The sequence below is a fragment of the Dietzia lutea genome (assembly GCF_003096075.1).
GTDB classification, from domain to species: Bacteria; Actinomycetota; Actinomycetes; order Mycobacteriales; family Mycobacteriaceae; genus Dietzia; species Dietzia lutea.
The window spans coordinates 2,467,367-2,483,360 of sequence record NZ_CP015449.1 but is presented as its reverse complement, the minus strand read 5'-3'; the positions used below and the strand labels follow the sequence as shown (position 1 = coordinate 2,483,360).

The following is a 15,994-nucleotide window of genomic DNA, read 5'->3' as shown; positions in this document are numbered from 1 at the left end:
CCGTAGGCTGGCGACGAGCAGACGGGTCGAGAGTCGCCCCGTACGCGCAAGGAGGGCATTCGTATGAGCACCGTCGACATCACGACCGCCGAGTTCGAGAAGACCGTCACCGAGAACGACATCGTCCTGGTGGACTTCTGGGCCGAGTGGTGTGGCCCGTGCAAGGCCTTCGGCCCGGTCTACGAGAAGGTCTCGGGCAAGAACCCCGAGGTGACCTTCGCCAAGGTCGACACCGACGCCGAGCAGCAGCTCGGCGCGATGCTGCAGATCCAGTCGATCCCGACGCTCATGGCGTTCCGTGAGGGCATCGCCGTGTTCCGTCACTCGGGTGCGATCCCGGAGCAGGCCCTGGACGACCTGGTCGACCAGATCAAGGGACTCGACATGGACGAGGTCCGCAAGGCCGTCGAGGAGGCGCAGGCCCAGCAGGGCGACGCGCAGCCCTGAGGCCGGGTGCCTGGGTTCGGCCGCCTGGGCTCTGACACCGCGCTCCCTCCGAGGCGAGAACACGTTCTTGTAGCCACCCCACAGATGTCAGTACCGGGGTTAGTGTGACGAGAACACGTTCCAGTGACGGGGGTCACCACCGTCGCGCCCGGAGGGAGTCGCAGTGAAGACCAAGGCCGTAATCGCCCGTGAGCTCGGTAAGCCGTTCGAGATCGTCGAGGCCGAGCTCGACGGACCCCACTTCGGTGAGGTGCTGGTCAAGTGGAAGGTCGCCGGCCTGTGCCACTCGGACCTGCACATGCGGACCGGGGACCTGCCCGGTCGGCTCCCGATCGTGCTGGGGCACGAGGGCGCGGGCGTGGTCGAGGCCGTCGGTGAGGGCGTCACGCACGTCCAGCCCGGTGACCATGTGGTGGGCTCGTTCATCCCCGCGTGCGGCAAATGCCCGGCGTGCGCCCGCGGCATGTCCAACCTCTGCGACGGCGGCCTGAACGGCACGTTCGGCGTCATGGCCGACGGTCGTTACCCCTTTGCTCTGGCAGGCGGCGAGACCGCCGGCGCCATGTGCACGCTCGGGACGTTCTCGCAGTACACCGTGGCCAACATGAACTCGGTGGTCAAGATCCAGGACTGGATCCCCTTCGAGGTCGCCGCGCTCGTCGGCTGCGGTGTCACCACGGGGTGGGGATCGGCGGTCTACTCCGCCGACGTCAAGGCCGGCGACACCGTCGTGGTCTTCGGCATCGGCGGCATCGGCATCAACGCGATCCAGGGCGCCAAGCACGCCGGCGCCCGGTTCATCCTCGCGATCGACACCGACGAGACCAAGCTCGCCAAGGCCAAGGAGTTCGGCGCCACCCACGTCTACACGGACGTCGAGCAGGCCAAGGCCGAGCTGCCCGCGATGACCTGGGGCCTCATGGCGGAGAAGGCCATCATCACGATCGGCGTGGCCGACGCCAAGGTCACGGCCGACGCCGTCGACATGGTCGGCAAGCGCGGCGTCGTGGTGCTCACCTCGATGGGCGGCCTCGACAACCAGTCGATCACCCTCACCGGCCTGTTCGTCTCCCAGTACGAGAAGGTCATCAAGGGATCGCTCTTCGGCTCGGCCAACGCGTTCCACGACATCCCCAACATCCTGCGTCTGTGGGACGAGAAGCAGCTCAAGCTCGACGAGCTCGTCACCCACCGCTTCAACCTGGACCAGGTCAACGAGGGCTACGAGATGATGGAGTCGGGCGGCGAGGGCATGGTGCGCGGCATCATCGTTCACGAGGACTGAGCGCGGCGGCCCACGATCCGGGCCCACACCCACCCCGCGGGAACGCCGGCACAGCCGGCGGGCCCGCGGGGTCTCGCGTTCCGGCCCCTCCCGCCGAGAACCCGGTCGCTGGGTAATCTGAGGCCATGGATCCGGAGCAGGACAACGACCCCAGAGCACTGGCCCAACGGCGACTGGAGGCGATGGTGGGGCGCGGTGAGCTCTCGCTCGCCGAGTTCTCCGACCGTGCCGCCAAGATCTGGGCGGCCACCTGCCCCGCCGAACTCGAGGTGGCCCTGAGCGGACTGCCCGCCGGGTCCGACCCGGCCGCCCCGCCCGCCGCGCACCACGCGGGACCGCCGGCCCCCCGACCCGGCGCCGCCATCGTCGTGGACGAGGGCCAGAAGACCACCTCGATCTTCGACACCCTCAAGCGCGAGGGGCGGTGGATGCTGCCGGACGACTACCGGCTCACCTCGTGGATGGGGGAGATCTACCTCGACGCCCGCGAGGCCGTCGTCGACCGGCCCCGCACCCACCTCCAGCTGGACCTGTGGGCCGCCAACGCCCGGGTGTTGCTCCCGCCGGGCGTCTCGGTCACGATCACCGGGAACCGGACGATGACCGATCTCAAGATCGACGAGGGACGCTACGAGGTTCACGGCGGTCCGCACCTGGACATCGAGATCAACGGCTTCATGGCCAGCGCCAAGATCAAGATCCTCGCCGCGGGGGAGAAGATCCCCAAGACCTGGAAGTGGTTCTAGCGCTCCCGGCGACGCCACACGGTGTGCCGGTGCCGCACCTCGTCGTCGTACCCGTCGACGCGACTCCGCGGATCGGTGATCCACTCGCCGACCTCCACCCGCTCCCACGCCCCGTCCAACGTGGGCGCCAGCACCGTCCCGGGGGCGTCGGCGTCGATCTCGGTCACCAGGCACTCGTCGGCCGCGTGCAGCGCGGCGGCGTAGACCTGTCCGCCGCCCATCACCACCGCGTCGTGGCCCGCCGAGGCCAACGCGGCGCCCACCGACCCGGCGCGCTCGGCGCCGTCGGCCGCCCACCCGGCGTCCCGCGTGCACACGATGTTGCGCCGCCCCGGTAGGGGGCGGAACCGCTCCGGCAGGGAGTCCCACGTCGCGCGGCCCATCACCACGGGACGACCGACGGTCGCCTGCTTGAAGAAGGCAAGGTCCTCGGGGATGTGCCACGGCATGTCGCGGCCGTCGCCGATCACGCCGCCGCGGGCCTGCGCCCACACCATGGCGACCACGTCAGACGGCGACCGGGGCCTTGATTCCCGGATGATGCTCGTAGCCGACGACCTCGAAGTCCTCGAAGCGGTAGTCGAAGATCGACTCCGCCTTCCGCAGCCGCAGCTCCGGGTAGGGGTACGGCTCGCGCTCCAGCTGGGTGCGCACCTGCTCGACGTGGTTGTCGTAGATGTGGCAGTCCCCGCCGGTCCAGATGAACTCGCCCACCTCGAGGCCCACCTGCTGGGCGACCATGTGCGTGAGCAGGGAGTACGAGGCGATGTTGAACGGCACGCCCAGGAAGAGGTCGGCGCTGCGCTGGTAGAGCTGGCAGCTGAGCTTGCCGTCGGCCACGTAAAACTGGAACAGCAGGTGACACGGCGGCAGCGCCATATTCGAGAGCTCGCTGACGTTCCACGCGCTGACGATGTTGCGCCGCGAATCCGGGTCCGTACGGAGCAGGTCGACGGCCGCCGCGATCTGGTCGATGTGCCGGCCGTCCGGGGTCGGCCACGACCGCCACTGGACGCCGTAGACGGGGCCGAGCTCGCCGGCCTCGTCCGCCCACTCGTCCCAGATGCTCACGCCGTGGTCCTGCAGCCACCGCACGTTGGAGTCACCGCGCAGGAACCACAGCAGCTCGTAGGCGACCGATTTGAAATGCACGCGCTTGGTGGTGAGGAGCGGGAACCCGGCGGCGAGGTCGTACCTGATCTGGTGACCGAACAGGCTCCGCGTGCCCGTTCCCGTGCGATCCGCCTTCGGGGTGCCCTCTTCCAGGACGAGCCGGAGCAGATCCTCGTACGGGGTGGGGACGGTCATGAGGCGGAGTCTACTGAAAATCCGGGGGCCGACCCATTGAAGCTCACACCGACCCACTAAAGCTCATACCGACCCACTCCGTTCACACCGACCAGCCCGCCGTGGCGGCCAGCACCTTCTCCGTGAGATCCGGTCGGCACACGAGGATGTCCGGGGAGTGGGCGTCGGACTTGTTGAACTCGATCGGCGAGCCGTCGGGTCGGGACGCGTGCAACCCGGACGCCAGCGCCACCGCGACCGGCGCGGCCTGGTCCCACTCGTACTGCCCGCCGGCGTGGAGATAGACGTCGGCGTCGCCGAGCAGCACCGAGAGCATCTTGGCCCCGGCGGAGCCCATCGGACGCACGCGCAGCCCGAGCTCGTCGGCGATATCGTGCACGCCGGCCGGCGGGTTGTTGCGGCTGATCACCATCGTGCCGGAGCTGGGACCGTCGACGTGGTCGACCTGGTCCGACCGGAACACCCTGCCCGAGTCGGGCAGACCCACCGAGGCGAGGGCGGGCCGGCCGTCCACCACGAGCGCCACGTGCACCGACCAGTCCGAGCGGCCGGTCGAGAACTCCTTGGTCCCGTCGATCACGTCGATGATCCACACGCGCGACTTGTCCAGGCGGCTCAGGTCGTCGGTGACGCCCTCCGACAGGGTGCCGTCGTCCGGCCGGTGCACCGCGAGCACCTCGTCGGTCCAGTTCTGGGCGACCTCGTTGGCGACCCGCGCGAGTGACCGCCCGTGCAGCAACCCGCCGGCCCGGGTGCCCCGGACGATGTCCCCGATACCCGTGGCGAGGTGGTGGGCCAGGTCGTGGTCGCTGAGTTCGCGCATGCCCTCACTCTACGGAGCACGCGGCGCGCGGCGGCCTGTGTCGTAGGCCAGCCCGTCGTAGGCCGCCCTGTCGTAGGCGTAGGCCATCATGAGTTCATGCCCGCCGCCCTGGACCGGTTCCACCCGGCCACCGCCTCCTGGTTCCGAGGCGCGTTCGACGCGCCCACCGCCGCCCAGGAGGGGGCGTGGACCGCGCTCGCCGGCGGATCGCACACCCTGGTCGTGGCGCCCACCGGTTCGGGCAAGACCCTGTCGGCGTTCCTCGCCGCGCTCGACGGGTTGCTCCTGGGCGACCGGGACGGCGCGCCGGACCCCGGCCCCGGCACCCGTGTCCTCTACATATCGCCGCTCAAGGCGCTCGCGGTGGACGTCGAGCGCAACCTGCGCGCGCCGCTCGCCGGCATTGCCCGCGAGGCCGCGTCGATGGGGGTGCCGACGCCGGACGTCACCGTCGGGATCCGCACCGGTGACACCCCGCCGGACGAGCGTCGCCGCCAGCGCGCCCGGCCGCCGCACATCCTCGTGACCACCCCGGAGTCGCTGTTTCTGCTCCTCACCTCCGCGGCGCGGGAGACCCTCGCCACGGTGGACACGGTCATCATCGACGAGATCCACGCGGTCGCCGGCAGCAAACGCGGGGCGCATCTCGCCCTGAGCCTCGAGCGGCTGGACGAGCTGCTCGACACGCCCGCGCAGCGGGTCGGGCTGTCGGCGACGGTGCGGCCGCACAGCGAGGTCGCCCGCTTCCTCGCGGGGGAGCGGCCGACCACGATCGTGGCGCCCGGGTCGGACAAGGGCTTCGAGCTCTCGGTGCGCGTGCCGGTGGAGGACATGGCGGACCTGTCCTCGTCGGCCCCGGAGGTCACCGCGCCGCCCGGCACGCCGGGTCAGGGCTCCATCTGGCCGCACGTGGAGCGTCAGGTCGTGGACCTCGTGGCCGCCCACCGCTCGACCATCGTGTTCGTCAACTCCCGGCGCCTGGCCGAGCGGCTCACCGCCCGGCTCAACGAGATCTACGCCGAGGACACTGACCCCGGGTCGCTCCCCGAGCCCCCCGCCCGGCCGCCCGCGCAGCTCATGGTGCCGTCGGAGGTCTCGCGCGGGGCGCCGCCGGAACTGGCCATGGCCCACCACGGGTCGGTGTCCAAGGAACGCCGGGCGATCATCGAGGACGCACTCAAATCGGGCCGGCTCCGCGCGGTGGTGGCGACCTCCTCGCTCGAGCTGGGTATCGACATGGGAGCGGTGGACCTGGTCGTGCAGGTCGAGTCCCCGCCGTCGGTGGCCTCGGGGCTGCAGCGCGTGGGCCGCGCGGGACACCAGGTCGGTGAGGTGTCGCGGGCCGTGGTCTACCCCAAGCACCGCGCTGACCTCGTGCACAGCGCGGTGACGGTCGAGCGGATGCTCGCCGGCGCGATCGAGGGACTCACGGTGATCGCCAACCCGCTCGACGTGCTGGCGCAGCAGACGGTGGCCGCGTGCGCGCTCGAGCCCATCGACGTGGAGGAGTGGTTCTCGGCCGTCCGGCGCACGGCCCCGTACGCCGGGCTGCCGCGGTCGGCGTTCGAGGCCACCCTCGACATGCTCGCCGGCAAGTACCCGTCCGCGGACTTCGCGGAGCTCAAACCGCGGCTGGTGTGGGACCGCGACGCCGGCACCCTCACCGGCCGCCCCGGCGCCCAGCGGCTGGCCGTCACCTCCGGCGGCACGATCCCGGACCGCGGCCTGTTCGGCGTGTTCATGGTGGGGGAGAAGGCCACCCGCGTCGGCGAACTGGACGAGGAGATGGTCTACGAGTCGCGGGTCGGTGACGTCTTCGCGCTCGGGGCCTCCAGCTGGCGCGTCGAGGAGATCACCCACGACCGCGTGCTGGTCTCTCCCGCGCCCGGCGGCACGGGCCGGCTGCCGTTCTGGCTGGGCGACGACCAGGGCCGTCCCGCTGAACTCGGCCGCGCGCTCGGCGGATTCCTGCGCGAGGTGTCGGCCGGGTCGGAGGCGGAGGTCACCGCGCGCCTGGACGCCGCCGGCCTCGACGCCTACGCCGCCGCAAACCTCCGGCGGTACCTGGCCGATCAGCGCGAGGCGACCGGCCACGTGCCCAGCGACACGACCTTGGTCGTGGAGCGGTTCCGCGACGAGGTGGGGGACTGGCGGATCGTGCTGCACTCGCCGTTCGGCGCGCGGGTGCACTGGCCGTGGGCGGAGGCGGTGCGCGCCCGGCTGGCCGCCGCGCACGGCTTCGACGCGGTGCCGGTGGTGTCCGACGACGGCATCATCCTCCGGGTCCCCGACACGGGTGACGACGGCGAGGGGGGCGCGCGCCCGGGAGCCGAGACGTTCGCGATCGGCGCGGAGGAGGCGGTCGATCTGGTGACCCGGCACGTGGGCGGGTCGGCGCTGTTCGCCTCACGCTTCCGCGAGTGTTCCGCGCGCGCCCTGCTGTTCCCCCGACTGGATCCGGGCCGACGGGCCCCGCTGTGGCAGCAGCGTCAGAAGTCCGCGCAGCTGCTCGACGTCGCGCGGAGTTATCCGGACTTCCCAATGATCCTCGAGGCGGTGCGGGAGTGCCTCCAGGACGTCTACGACGTGCCCGCGCTCGAGCGTCTGCTGGGGGAGATCGAGTCGCGCAGCGTGCGGATCGTCGAGGTGGACACGCCCGGCGCCTCGCCGTTCGCCCAGTCGCTCCTCTTCGACTACGTCGGCGCCTTCCTCTACGAGGGCGACTCCCCGCTCGCCGAGAAGCGGGCCGCCGCACTGAGCATCGATCCCGGCCTGCTCGGTCAGCTGCTGGGCCGAGTCGAGCTGCGCGAACTGCTCGACGTAGCGGTGCTCGACTCGATCGAACGACGCCTGCAGCACCTCGAGCCCGAGCGCGCGGCGCGCGACGCCGAGGCGGTGGTCGACCTGCTCCGGCTGCTCGGCCCGCTCACCGTCGACGAGATCACCGAACGGTCCGCCGATCCCGACGCCGTCCCGGGCTGGCTCGACGAGTTGGCCCGGACGTGGCGGATCGTCCCGGTGGAGCACTCCGGCCGCAGCTGGTGGGCCGGGGTCGAGGACGTGGCCCGGCTCCGCGACGGCCTCGGCGTCCCGCCCCCGCCCGGCGTGCCGTCGGCCTTCCTCGGCGACGTCGACGACCCGCTGGGCGAGCTGATCCGCCGCTACGCACGCACCCACGGCCCCTTCTCGGTCGAGGCGGTCGCCGAGCGATTCGGACTCGGCGTGGCGGTCGCTCGCGGCGTGCTCGACAGGCTCACCTCCTCCGGCACTCTGCTGGCCGGTGAGTTCCGCCCCGGCGCGACGGGGCCCGAGTGGTGCGACGCCGAGGTGCTGCGCCACATCCGCCGCCGGTCACTGGCCGCGCTGCGCTCGCAGATCGAGCCGGTATCCCACTCCGCGCTGGGCCGCTTCCTGCCCGGGTGGCAGAGCCTGGGCTCGGGTGGCGCCGAATCCGGCGTCGACGGGTTGCTCGCGGTGATCGAGCAACTCGACGGGCTCGCGCTTCCCGCCTCCGCCCTCGAACCGCTCGTCCTGGCGCCCCGGGTGAGCGACTACTCCCCGGCGATGCTCGACGAACTCCTGGCCGGGGGAGAGGTCATCTGGAGCGGGCGCGGACGTGCCGGATCCCGCGACGGCTGGGTCTCCCTGCACCCGGCCGATTCCGCCGGCGCCACCCTGCCCCTGGAGCGACCGCAGCCGGAGGGGCCGGTCCACCTCGCCGTCGTCGACTCCCTGCGCGGCGGAGCCTTGTTCTTCCGCGACATCGTCACCGCGGTCAAGAACGCACTCACCGCCCCCACCGACCCCGTCCCCACTGACACCGCGCCCACTGACACCGCGCCCACTGACACCGCGCCCACTGACACCGCGCCGACCGTCACCGAGTCCGCGGTGCGCGACGCGCTCTGGGACCTGGTGTGGGACGGCGTCGTCACCAACGACACGCTCGCACCGCTGCGCGCGGTGCTCGCCGGCGGCGGCTCGTCGGGGTCGGGGACCGCGCACCGGTCGCCCCGCGCCTCCGCCCGCCCACGGCGCGCCCGGTTCGGCCGCACCGCGATGGCGCAGCTCAACGGTGCTGTCGCCGCGGGGACGAGGACGCCACCCGTGCTGGCGGGCCGCTGGTCCCTCGTCCCGGAGTCGATCACCGACGCCACGCTGCGGGCGCACGCCTGGGCCGAGACCCTCCTGCTACGCCACGGCGTCGTCACCCGGGGCGCGGTCGAGGCCGAGGAGATACCCGGCGGGTTCGCCGCCGTGTACAAGGTGCTGGCGCAGATGGAGGACTCGGGCCGCTGTCGCCGCGGGTACTTCGTCGACGGCCTCGGCGCCGCGCAGTTCGCGGCCGGCAACACCATCGACCGACTGCGCACGTTCGACGACACCGCCGACGACGCCCACTGGCCCTCCGGCACCGACGAACCCACCGTCCGGGTCCTCGCCGCCACCGACCCCGCCAACCCCTACGGCGCCGCGCTGCCCTGGCCGACCGCCGTCCCCAGCGCTGGCGCCGCGGCGGTCGCGGGCGGCTCGGGTCACCGGCCCGGCCGGAAGGCGGGCGCTCTCGTGGTGCTGGTCGACGGGATCTGCGTGCTGTTCGTGGAACGCGGCGGACGCACCGTCCTCGTCTTCGACGACCGCACCGGTGCGGTGCCTCTCGCCGCGGGTGCGCTCGTCGACGCCGTCCGCGCGGGAGCGGTCGGGCCGTTGACCGTGACCACGCTGGGCGGAGAGCCCGTGCACGGCTCGCCACACGCCGCCGCGTTCGAGGCGGCGGGCTTCGGCATCACGCCTAAGGGGCTCCGTATCCGGCGCTGACGTCCTTGAGACCCCGCGCCCTACTGGTTAGAATATGCGCATTGGTGCATATATCAGAGAGGGTCGTCGGATGGGAGTCGGTCACACGCACGGTGCACACGGCGCACACGGCGGTCACGGCCCGGGACACACACTCGCCCGCCCCGCCGGACATGCCGGTGAACGGCACCGCGCCAGGCTGGCGATCGCGTTCGCGCTGACGGCGGCGTTCTTCGTCGTCGAACTGGTCGCCGGCCTGGTCTCCGGCTCCCTCGCCCTGCTCTCCGACGCCGGCCACATGGGGGCCGACGTCGTCGCGCTCGGCGCGGCTCTTCTCGCGACGATCATCGCGACCCGCCCCGACTCCACCGGCCGCCGGACGTTCGGCCGCTACCGCGTGGAGATCTTCGCCTCCGGCCTCGCCGTGCTCATCATGCTCGGAATGGGCGTCTACGTCCTGGTCGAGGCGCTCGGCCGCCTCGGCTCCGAGGCGGCCGTCGCCACCGGGACGATGCTCCTCGTCGGCGTGCTCGGCCTGGTCGTCAACGTCATCTCCCTCCTGCTGCTCCGTAGCGGATCCGACGAGAGCCTCGCGGTACGCGGCGCCTACCTCGAGGTCCTCGCCGACGCCGCCGGGTCGGTCGGGGTGATCGCGGCCGCGCTGCTGATACGCACCACCGGGTCGACGGTCTGGGATCTCGTGGTGGCCGTGGCGATCGCCGTGTTCATCGTGGTCCGCGCGGTGGCGCTCGGCCGGCAGGTGCTCGCCGTCCTCGCCCAGCACGCCCCGGCCGGTGTCGAGCCCGTCGCGGTCGAGGCCCGGCTCGGCGACCTGCGCGACGTGAGGGAGGTGCACGACCTCCACCTGTGGACCCTTACGTCCGGGATGGACGTGGGGACCGTCCACCTGGTGGTCGCCCCTGAGGCGGACCACGCCGAGGTGCTCGACGACGCCAGGCGTGTCCTGTTCGACGAGCACGGGATCGAGCACGTGACCGTGCAGATCGAGACCGCCGGCGTCGGCGGCTGCCGCGAACTGGGGTGGTGAGCCGTGCCCGAGGGAGACACGGTCCACCGCGCGGCCACGCGGGTACACGCCGCGCTCGCCGGGCGGACCCTGGACCGGGCCGAACTCCGGGTGCCGCGGTTCGCGGCCGTCGACCTGCGCGGTAGGACCGTGAAGGCGGCCCGGTCGCGGGGCAAGCACCTCTTCGTCGACATCGGACCCGACGACCAGGGGCGTGACCCCGTCACCCTCCACCTCCACCTCAAGATGGAGGGCCGGATCCTCGTGCTCCGCGCGGGGGAGAGGTGGCGGTTCCCCGCACACACCGCCCGCCTCGTCCTGCGCGCGGACGACGTCGAGGTGGTGGGCACCGAACTCGGTTTCCTGCGCGCCCTGTCGCCCGCCGAAGCCGACGAGGCCGTGGAGCACCTCGGGCCCGACCTCCTCGGCGCCGACTGGGATCCGGTGGCCAGCGTGGCCGAGGCCGTGCGGCGCATCGAGGAGCGTCCCACCCGCACGATCGGCGAGGCCCTTCTCGACCAGAGCAATCTGGCGGGCATCGGCACCGTCTACCGCGCCGAGTTGTGCTTCGTGCGGGGAGTGGACCCGCGCGATCCCGTCGAGACGGTCCGGGATCTCCCGGCGATAGTGAGGCTCGCACGCAAGATGTTGGTGGCCAACGCCGACCGTGTCGTCCGGGTGACCACGGGCGAGACCCGGCGCGGCCGCGAGTTGTGGGTGTACGGCCGCGACGGCAAGCCGTGCCGACGATGCGGGACCGAGGTGGAGACCTTCCGCCTAGGCGGCCTCGCGAATCCCGATGAGCCGAGTGATTCGCTCGATCGCATCGCGTACCGTTGCCCGTCCTGCCAGCCGCGACGTGCCACACTGGGCGCATCGCCAACGGAGGAGAACTCGTGACCGACCGCAAGACGATCCTGATCACCGGGGCCAGCTCCGGACTCGGCGAGGGAATGGCCCGCCGCTGGGCGGCGCAGGGGAAGAATCTGGCACTGTGCGCGCGGCGTCTCGACCGCCTCGAGGAGCTGCGCGCCGAGCTGGTGGCCGCCAACCCGTCGATCACCGTCGCCGCCCGCGAGCTTGACGTGGCCGACGGGGATGCGGTGGAGCGGGTCTTCGGCGAGCTCGACGCCGAGCTCGGCGGGATCGACAGGTTCGTGCTCAACGCCGGGCTGGGCAAGGGCGCCTCGATCGGCACGGGCAAGGCGCACGCCAATCGCGAGACCGCGATGGTGAACGTGATCGGCACTCTCAACCAGGCCGAGGCGGCGACTCAATTGCTGCTCGCTCGCGGCGAGGGGCACCTGGTGTTCATCTCGTCGGTGAGCTCGCTGCGAGGGATGCCCAAGGCGCAGAACACGTACGGCGCCACCAAGGCGTTCGTCTCGGCCCTGGCTCAGGGGATGTACGCCGAGCTGGACAGCGCCGGAAGCCGCATCAAGGTGACCGACATTCTGCCCGGTTACATCCGCACGGACATCAACCGGTCGGTGAAGACCGCGTTGATGACGGAGTTCGACGAGGGCGTCGATGCGCTGGTCAAGACCATCGATGCGGAGCCTGTCCGCGCGCTCGTCCCGGCCAAGCCGTGGAAGGCGATCGGCCCGCTGCTCACGCTGCTTCCGGAGAAGGTCAGCCGCCGCTTCGTCTGAGGTCGCCGGGGAATCCTCTCGGGCTCGCACTTCCTCCGCCTCAGAAGGGTGGTGGTGGTTGGAGGAGTTCGTCGAGGTGGGCGTGGAGGGCGTGGAGGATGGCTTTTTCCAGGGCGCTGTCGGTGGGTTTGTTGCGTTGCCACCAGCGGCTGGCCGCGGCGGGGGTCATCCGTTCGCGCGTGGCAGAGATCGAGTCCGGGCCTGGGGTGGTGTCGGCGGTGGGCTCGGTTGGTGTGGTGCCGGCGTCGGTGGTGTTGCGGGCCGTGGCGCGGGCGCGTTCGCGGGCCAGGCGCTGGGCGCGGCGGGCGAAGTAGGTCGCCTCGTCGAGGATCCCGGCCCCGAAGACGGGGGCGGGGTTGCGGCGTTGTTGACGCGCCCAGGCGTCGGCTTCGTCGCGTTGGTGCTCGCGCCGGTATTGGGCCAGGGGTCCGTCGGGTCGGGTGAGCATGGTGGTGCCGTCGGGGGTGGTCACGATCAGGGTGCCGTCGGGGTGGAGTTGGTAGGTCCAGTCGGAGAAGGTTTTGAACCGGTGGTGGCGCCGGCACTGGCTCACCAGGTTGGCCTCGACTGTGTGGCCGCCGCCTGCGGGGTCGGCGTGGTTGAACGGCACCACATGATCCAAATCGCAGTCGTCGGCGGGGACCGCGCATCCGGGGTGGCGGCAGGTGCCGTCGCGGAGCCGGACCCGGCGCGCCAACTCGGCGCCGGGCCGGTATTTCAGGGCGGCGCTGGTGTCGTCGGCGGCGCCGATGCGGGGGTCGACCTGCTCGAACGAGGCGCCATCTGAGGTGGCGAGCATTTCCAGCAGGGTCTGCAGGGCGGCCTCGCCGGTGCGGGTGAACTCCACTCGCGCGCCGTGTTCGTCGCGGCCGTTGTTGCCGGTGGCGATGACGGTGACCTTCGGCCGCAGCACCGGAGCCTGACCGCCGCCATTGCCGCTGCGGCCGGTGGGGGCGCTCGGGCCGCCCGGGCGACTCGGCGCGCCCGCGGGACCGCCGTCGGCGTCATCGGTGTCGGTGCCTGGGTGGGTGGGGGTGTCGCCGCAGATCAGGGACATCAGGGCGTCGGCGCGGCGTTCGGCCTTGGAGTAGTGCGGCTCGGGTTCGGCCGGGGCGTCCGGGTCGGTGTCGGGGTCGGCGTCCCGCGCCGCGGCCTGGGCGGCGGCTGCGCCTGCGTCGGCGGCGTCGTGTTCGGCGACCCGCTGATCCAGGGCCTCGGCCAGCACGGCGGCTTCCTCGGTCGCCAACAACGCGGAGACGCTGGACATGCCGTCGACGCCTTTGCCGATGCGCACGCCGCGGGCGCGGCTGGCGTCTTCTTTGCGTAGGCGGATGGCGTCGGGGTCGTGGCGGCCGATGACGGCGTCGATCTCATCGCGCAGGGCTTTGTCGCCCAGACGGATACCGGCGGCGACGCCGCCCAGGTAGTCCTCGACGGCCTGGCGCTGGATCTGCTCGAGAACATCGCCGCGGACGGTGGACATCTGCCGGGCGAGCAGTTCGGCGACGCGTTGTTCCATCAGGCCGGCGGCCATCGCCTCCAGGATCGCCGGGTAGCGGGTGTGCAGCTCCCACGAGAAGGACAGCATCTTCTCCGCGCGCCTAGCGGAGATCGACATCGCCGCCACCACATACCCGGCGGCGGCGACAAGGCCGTCAACAACAGCGTGGCCGGGGCGGGCCTCGTGGCTGCCGTCGATACCGTGCCCGTACTCGCGCCAGCATTCCTGCAGCAGGGCGTAGCAGGCGACCAGGCGCTGCGCGGCGGCGCGGTTCTCTGCCGCCCAGCCCTCACGCGCCGCCGCCGTCAAGCCCGTCAACGCCGAAGCACCGGACGGGCCGGCGGGGCCGGACGAGTCGGCAGAGCCGGATGAGTCAGCAGAGCCGGAAGGGGACGCGGGGCCGCCGGTCGTGCGCCCGGTGTCGCCGTCCATGCCCCACCCCCCGTGGTCGACTGTGCGGCGATGCCGCCGCTCATCTCGAATGTGTGTTCTATTCTACGTGCACGTGTTCGACACCACAAGGAGTACGTATCAGTCGACGGCGACGGCGGCGACAGTGCGTCGAGGGATTGTGGGCGGTGAAAGAGGGCGGCGAACAGGACTTGCTGGTGGCGGGGGAAAGGGTCCGCGGGCCGGCGTGGGCCGCGACGGTGCGAGCTAGGACGGTGCCGGTTGGCTGGGACGGCGGGCCCACGGCGTCGCCGGCTGGGAGGGCCTCAGCGCCGGCCGCGGGCCTCTCGGTAGATCTCGACGAGTGAGTCCGTGGAGGAGTCGAAGCCCGGCTCGCGGTGGGCCTCGGCGGTGAGGGCGGAGAGCAGTTCACCGGCCTGCGCCTTGCCCAGCTCCACGCCCCACTGGTCGAACGCGTTGATGCCGAGGATCGCCGCCTGGGTGAACACGATGTGCTCGTACAGCGCGATGAGTTGGCCCACGACGCTCGGGGACAGGGACGGCGCGAGGATCGTCGTCGAGGGCCGGTTGCCGGGCATGACCTTGTGCGGGGCGAGGGCGGGGTCGACGCCGTCGGCGAGGACCTCCTCCTCGGTCTTGCCGAACGCCAGCACCCGCGACTGGGCGAAGAGGTTGGCCATGAGCATGTCGTGCATCGAGACGGGCTCCGCCGCGCCGGGGACGTCGGCGTCCAGGTCCGCGGCCGGCCGCGCCACGCCGATGAAGTCGACGGGCACGAGCTGCGTGCCCTGGTGGAGCAACTGGAAGAAGGCGTGCTGACCGTTCGTGCCGGGCTCGCCCCAGTAGACCTCGCCGGTGGGGTAGGTGACGTCGGAACCGTCGAGGCGCACGGACTTGCCGAGGGACTCCATGGTGAGCTGCTGCAGATAGGCGGGGAAGCGCAGGAGGTCCTGGGCGTAGGGGATGACGGCCTTGGACTGCGCGCCGAGGAAGCACGTGTACCAGATCCCCAGCAGGGCCATGAGGACCGGCGCGTTGTGCTCGGGCGCCTCGGTGGCGAAGTGCAGATCCATGGTGTGGAAGCCCTCGAGCATCTCGACGAACGCCGGCGGGCCCGCCGTGATCATCACCGACAGCCCGATCGCGGAGGACACCGAGTAGCGGCCGCCGACCCAGTCCCAGAAACCGAACATGTTGTCCGGGGCGATGCCGAAGTCGGAGACCTTGTCCGCGGCGGTCGACACGGCGACGAAGTGCGAGGCGATCGCGTCCTCCGACCCCAGGGCCTCGATGAAGTGCCGCCGCGCCGCGTGCGCGTTGGCCATGGTCTCCTGCGTCGTGAACGTCTTGGAGGCGACCACCACCAGCGTGGTGGCCGGGTCGATCTCGGCGAGGGTGGCGGTGAGGTCCGCGGGGTCGACGTTCGAGACGTAGCGCGCGCGAATCCCGGCGGTCTGGAGCTCGCGCAGCGCGGCGTCCACCATTACCGGGCCGAGGTCCGAGCCGCCGATGCCGATGTTGACCACCGTGTCTATCCGCTCGCCCGTGTGCCCGGTCCACTCGCCCGAGCGGACGCGGTCGGCGAGATCCGTCATGCGCGCCAGGACCGCGTGGACGTCGGCCACCACGTCGGAGCCGTCGACGACGAGCTCGGCATCGGCCGGGAGCCTGAGCGCCGTGTGGAGGACGGACCGGTCCTCGGTCGTGTTGATGCGGTCGCCTCGGAACATGGCCGCCCGCTGCGCCGGCAACCTGGCGGCGTGGGCCAGTTCGGTGAGGGCGTGCAGGACCTCGTCGGTGACCAGGTGCTTGGACAGGTCCACGTGCAGGTCGCCCGCAGTGACCGACATCCGGCGACCGCGTTCTGGATCGGCGTCGAACAACTCGCGCAACGTCACCTCGCCGATCGAGGGGACCAGACCCTCGACCGCTGCCCACTGTTCCGTCGTGCTGATGTCGGTCATGGCTGCGAGATTAGCCGGGAATATGAACGCGCC

12 protein-coding genes are annotated in these 15,994 nt (G+C 71.7%); 7 read left to right on the top strand and 5 right to left on the bottom strand.

What is annotated here, in order from left to right; genetic code table 11:
• The first annotated feature begins 63 nt into the window (after positions 1 to 63).
• The 3 genes from trxA to A6035_RS11280 all read left to right on the top strand — a co-directional run bounded on the left by trxA (position 64) and on the right by A6035_RS11280 (position 2,478).
• Positions 64 to 447 (top strand): thioredoxin, encoded by a 384-nt coding sequence (gene trxA, locus A6035_RS11290; protein WP_108847863.1) that lies wholly within the window; start codon positions 64 to 66, stop codon positions 445 to 447.
• Between the two features lie 163 nt (positions 448 to 610).
• The gene (locus A6035_RS11285) at positions 611 to 1,732 is read left to right on the top strand and encodes an NDMA-dependent alcohol dehydrogenase (protein ID WP_108847862.1); all 1,122 of its coding nucleotides are present in this window, start codon (positions 611 to 613) and stop codon (positions 1,730 to 1,732) included.
• Between the two features lie 125 nt (positions 1,733 to 1,857).
• Positions 1,858 to 2,478 carry a DUF1707 domain-containing protein gene (locus A6035_RS11280; protein ID WP_108847861.1) on the top strand — a complete coding sequence of 207 codons (621 nt, stop codon included), beginning with the start codon at positions 1,858 to 1,860 and terminating at the stop codon, positions 2,476 to 2,478.
• Here A6035_RS11280 and A6035_RS11275 read toward each other — a convergent pair.
• From A6035_RS11275 to A6035_RS11265, 3 genes are all read right to left on the bottom strand, one after another.
• Positions 2,475 to 2,975, bottom strand: coding sequence for a dihydrofolate reductase (locus A6035_RS11275; RefSeq protein WP_108849243.1), 501 nt, complete (start codon positions 2,973 to 2,975; stop codon positions 2,475 to 2,477). The two genes, A6035_RS11280 and A6035_RS11275, sit on opposite strands and share 4 nt — an antisense overlap.
• A gap of 10 nt (positions 2,976 to 2,985) precedes the next feature.
• Positions 2,986 to 3,786 (bottom strand): thymidylate synthase, encoded by an 801-nt coding sequence (locus tag A6035_RS11270; protein ID WP_108847860.1) that lies wholly within the window; start codon positions 3,784 to 3,786, stop codon positions 2,986 to 2,988.
• Between the two features lie 82 nt (positions 3,787 to 3,868).
• Positions 3,869 to 4,609, bottom strand: a complete 741-nt coding sequence (locus A6035_RS11265) for a 3'(2'),5'-bisphosphate nucleotidase CysQ (RefSeq protein WP_108847859.1) — start codon at positions 4,607 to 4,609, stop codon at positions 3,869 to 3,871.
• Between the two features lie 96 nt (positions 4,610 to 4,705).
• Between A6035_RS11265 and A6035_RS11260 the strand changes: the two genes are divergently transcribed.
• The 4 genes from A6035_RS11260 (at position 4,706) to A6035_RS11245 (ending at position 12,085) form a co-directional block, all read left to right on the top strand.
• Entirely contained in the window at positions 4,706 to 9,427 is a 4,722-nt protein-coding gene (locus A6035_RS11260; protein ID WP_108847858.1) for an ATP-dependent helicase, read from the top strand.
• A 70-nt stretch (positions 9,428 to 9,497) separates the two neighbouring features.
• A complete protein-coding gene (locus A6035_RS11255) occupies positions 9,498 to 10,454 on the top strand; it encodes a cation diffusion facilitator family transporter (RefSeq protein WP_108847857.1) in 957 nt (318 codons plus the stop codon).
• Between the two features lie 3 nt (positions 10,455 to 10,457).
• Positions 10,458 to 11,333, top strand: coding sequence for a DNA-formamidopyrimidine glycosylase family protein (locus A6035_RS11250; RefSeq protein ID WP_108847856.1), 876 nt, complete (start codon positions 10,458 to 10,460; stop codon positions 11,331 to 11,333).
• Positions 11,330 to 12,085 (top strand): SDR family oxidoreductase, encoded by a 756-nt coding sequence (locus A6035_RS11245; RefSeq protein ID WP_108847855.1) that lies wholly within the window; start codon positions 11,330 to 11,332, stop codon positions 12,083 to 12,085. The genes A6035_RS11250 and A6035_RS11245 overlap by 4 nt, the downstream gene beginning before the upstream one ends.
• A 40-nt stretch (positions 12,086 to 12,125) precedes the next feature.
• Here A6035_RS11245 and A6035_RS11240 read toward each other — a convergent pair whose 3' ends face one another.
• Positions 12,126 to 14,018, bottom strand: a complete 1,893-nt coding sequence (locus tag A6035_RS11240) for an HNH endonuclease (protein ID WP_244192417.1) — start codon at positions 14,016 to 14,018, stop codon at positions 12,126 to 12,128.
• Between the two features lie 284 nt (positions 14,019 to 14,302).
• Positions 14,303 to 15,961, bottom strand: coding sequence for a glucose-6-phosphate isomerase (gene pgi / locus A6035_RS11235; RefSeq protein WP_108847853.1), 1,659 nt, complete (start codon positions 15,959 to 15,961; stop codon positions 14,303 to 14,305).
• Positions 15,962 to 15,994: the final 33 nt, after the last annotated feature.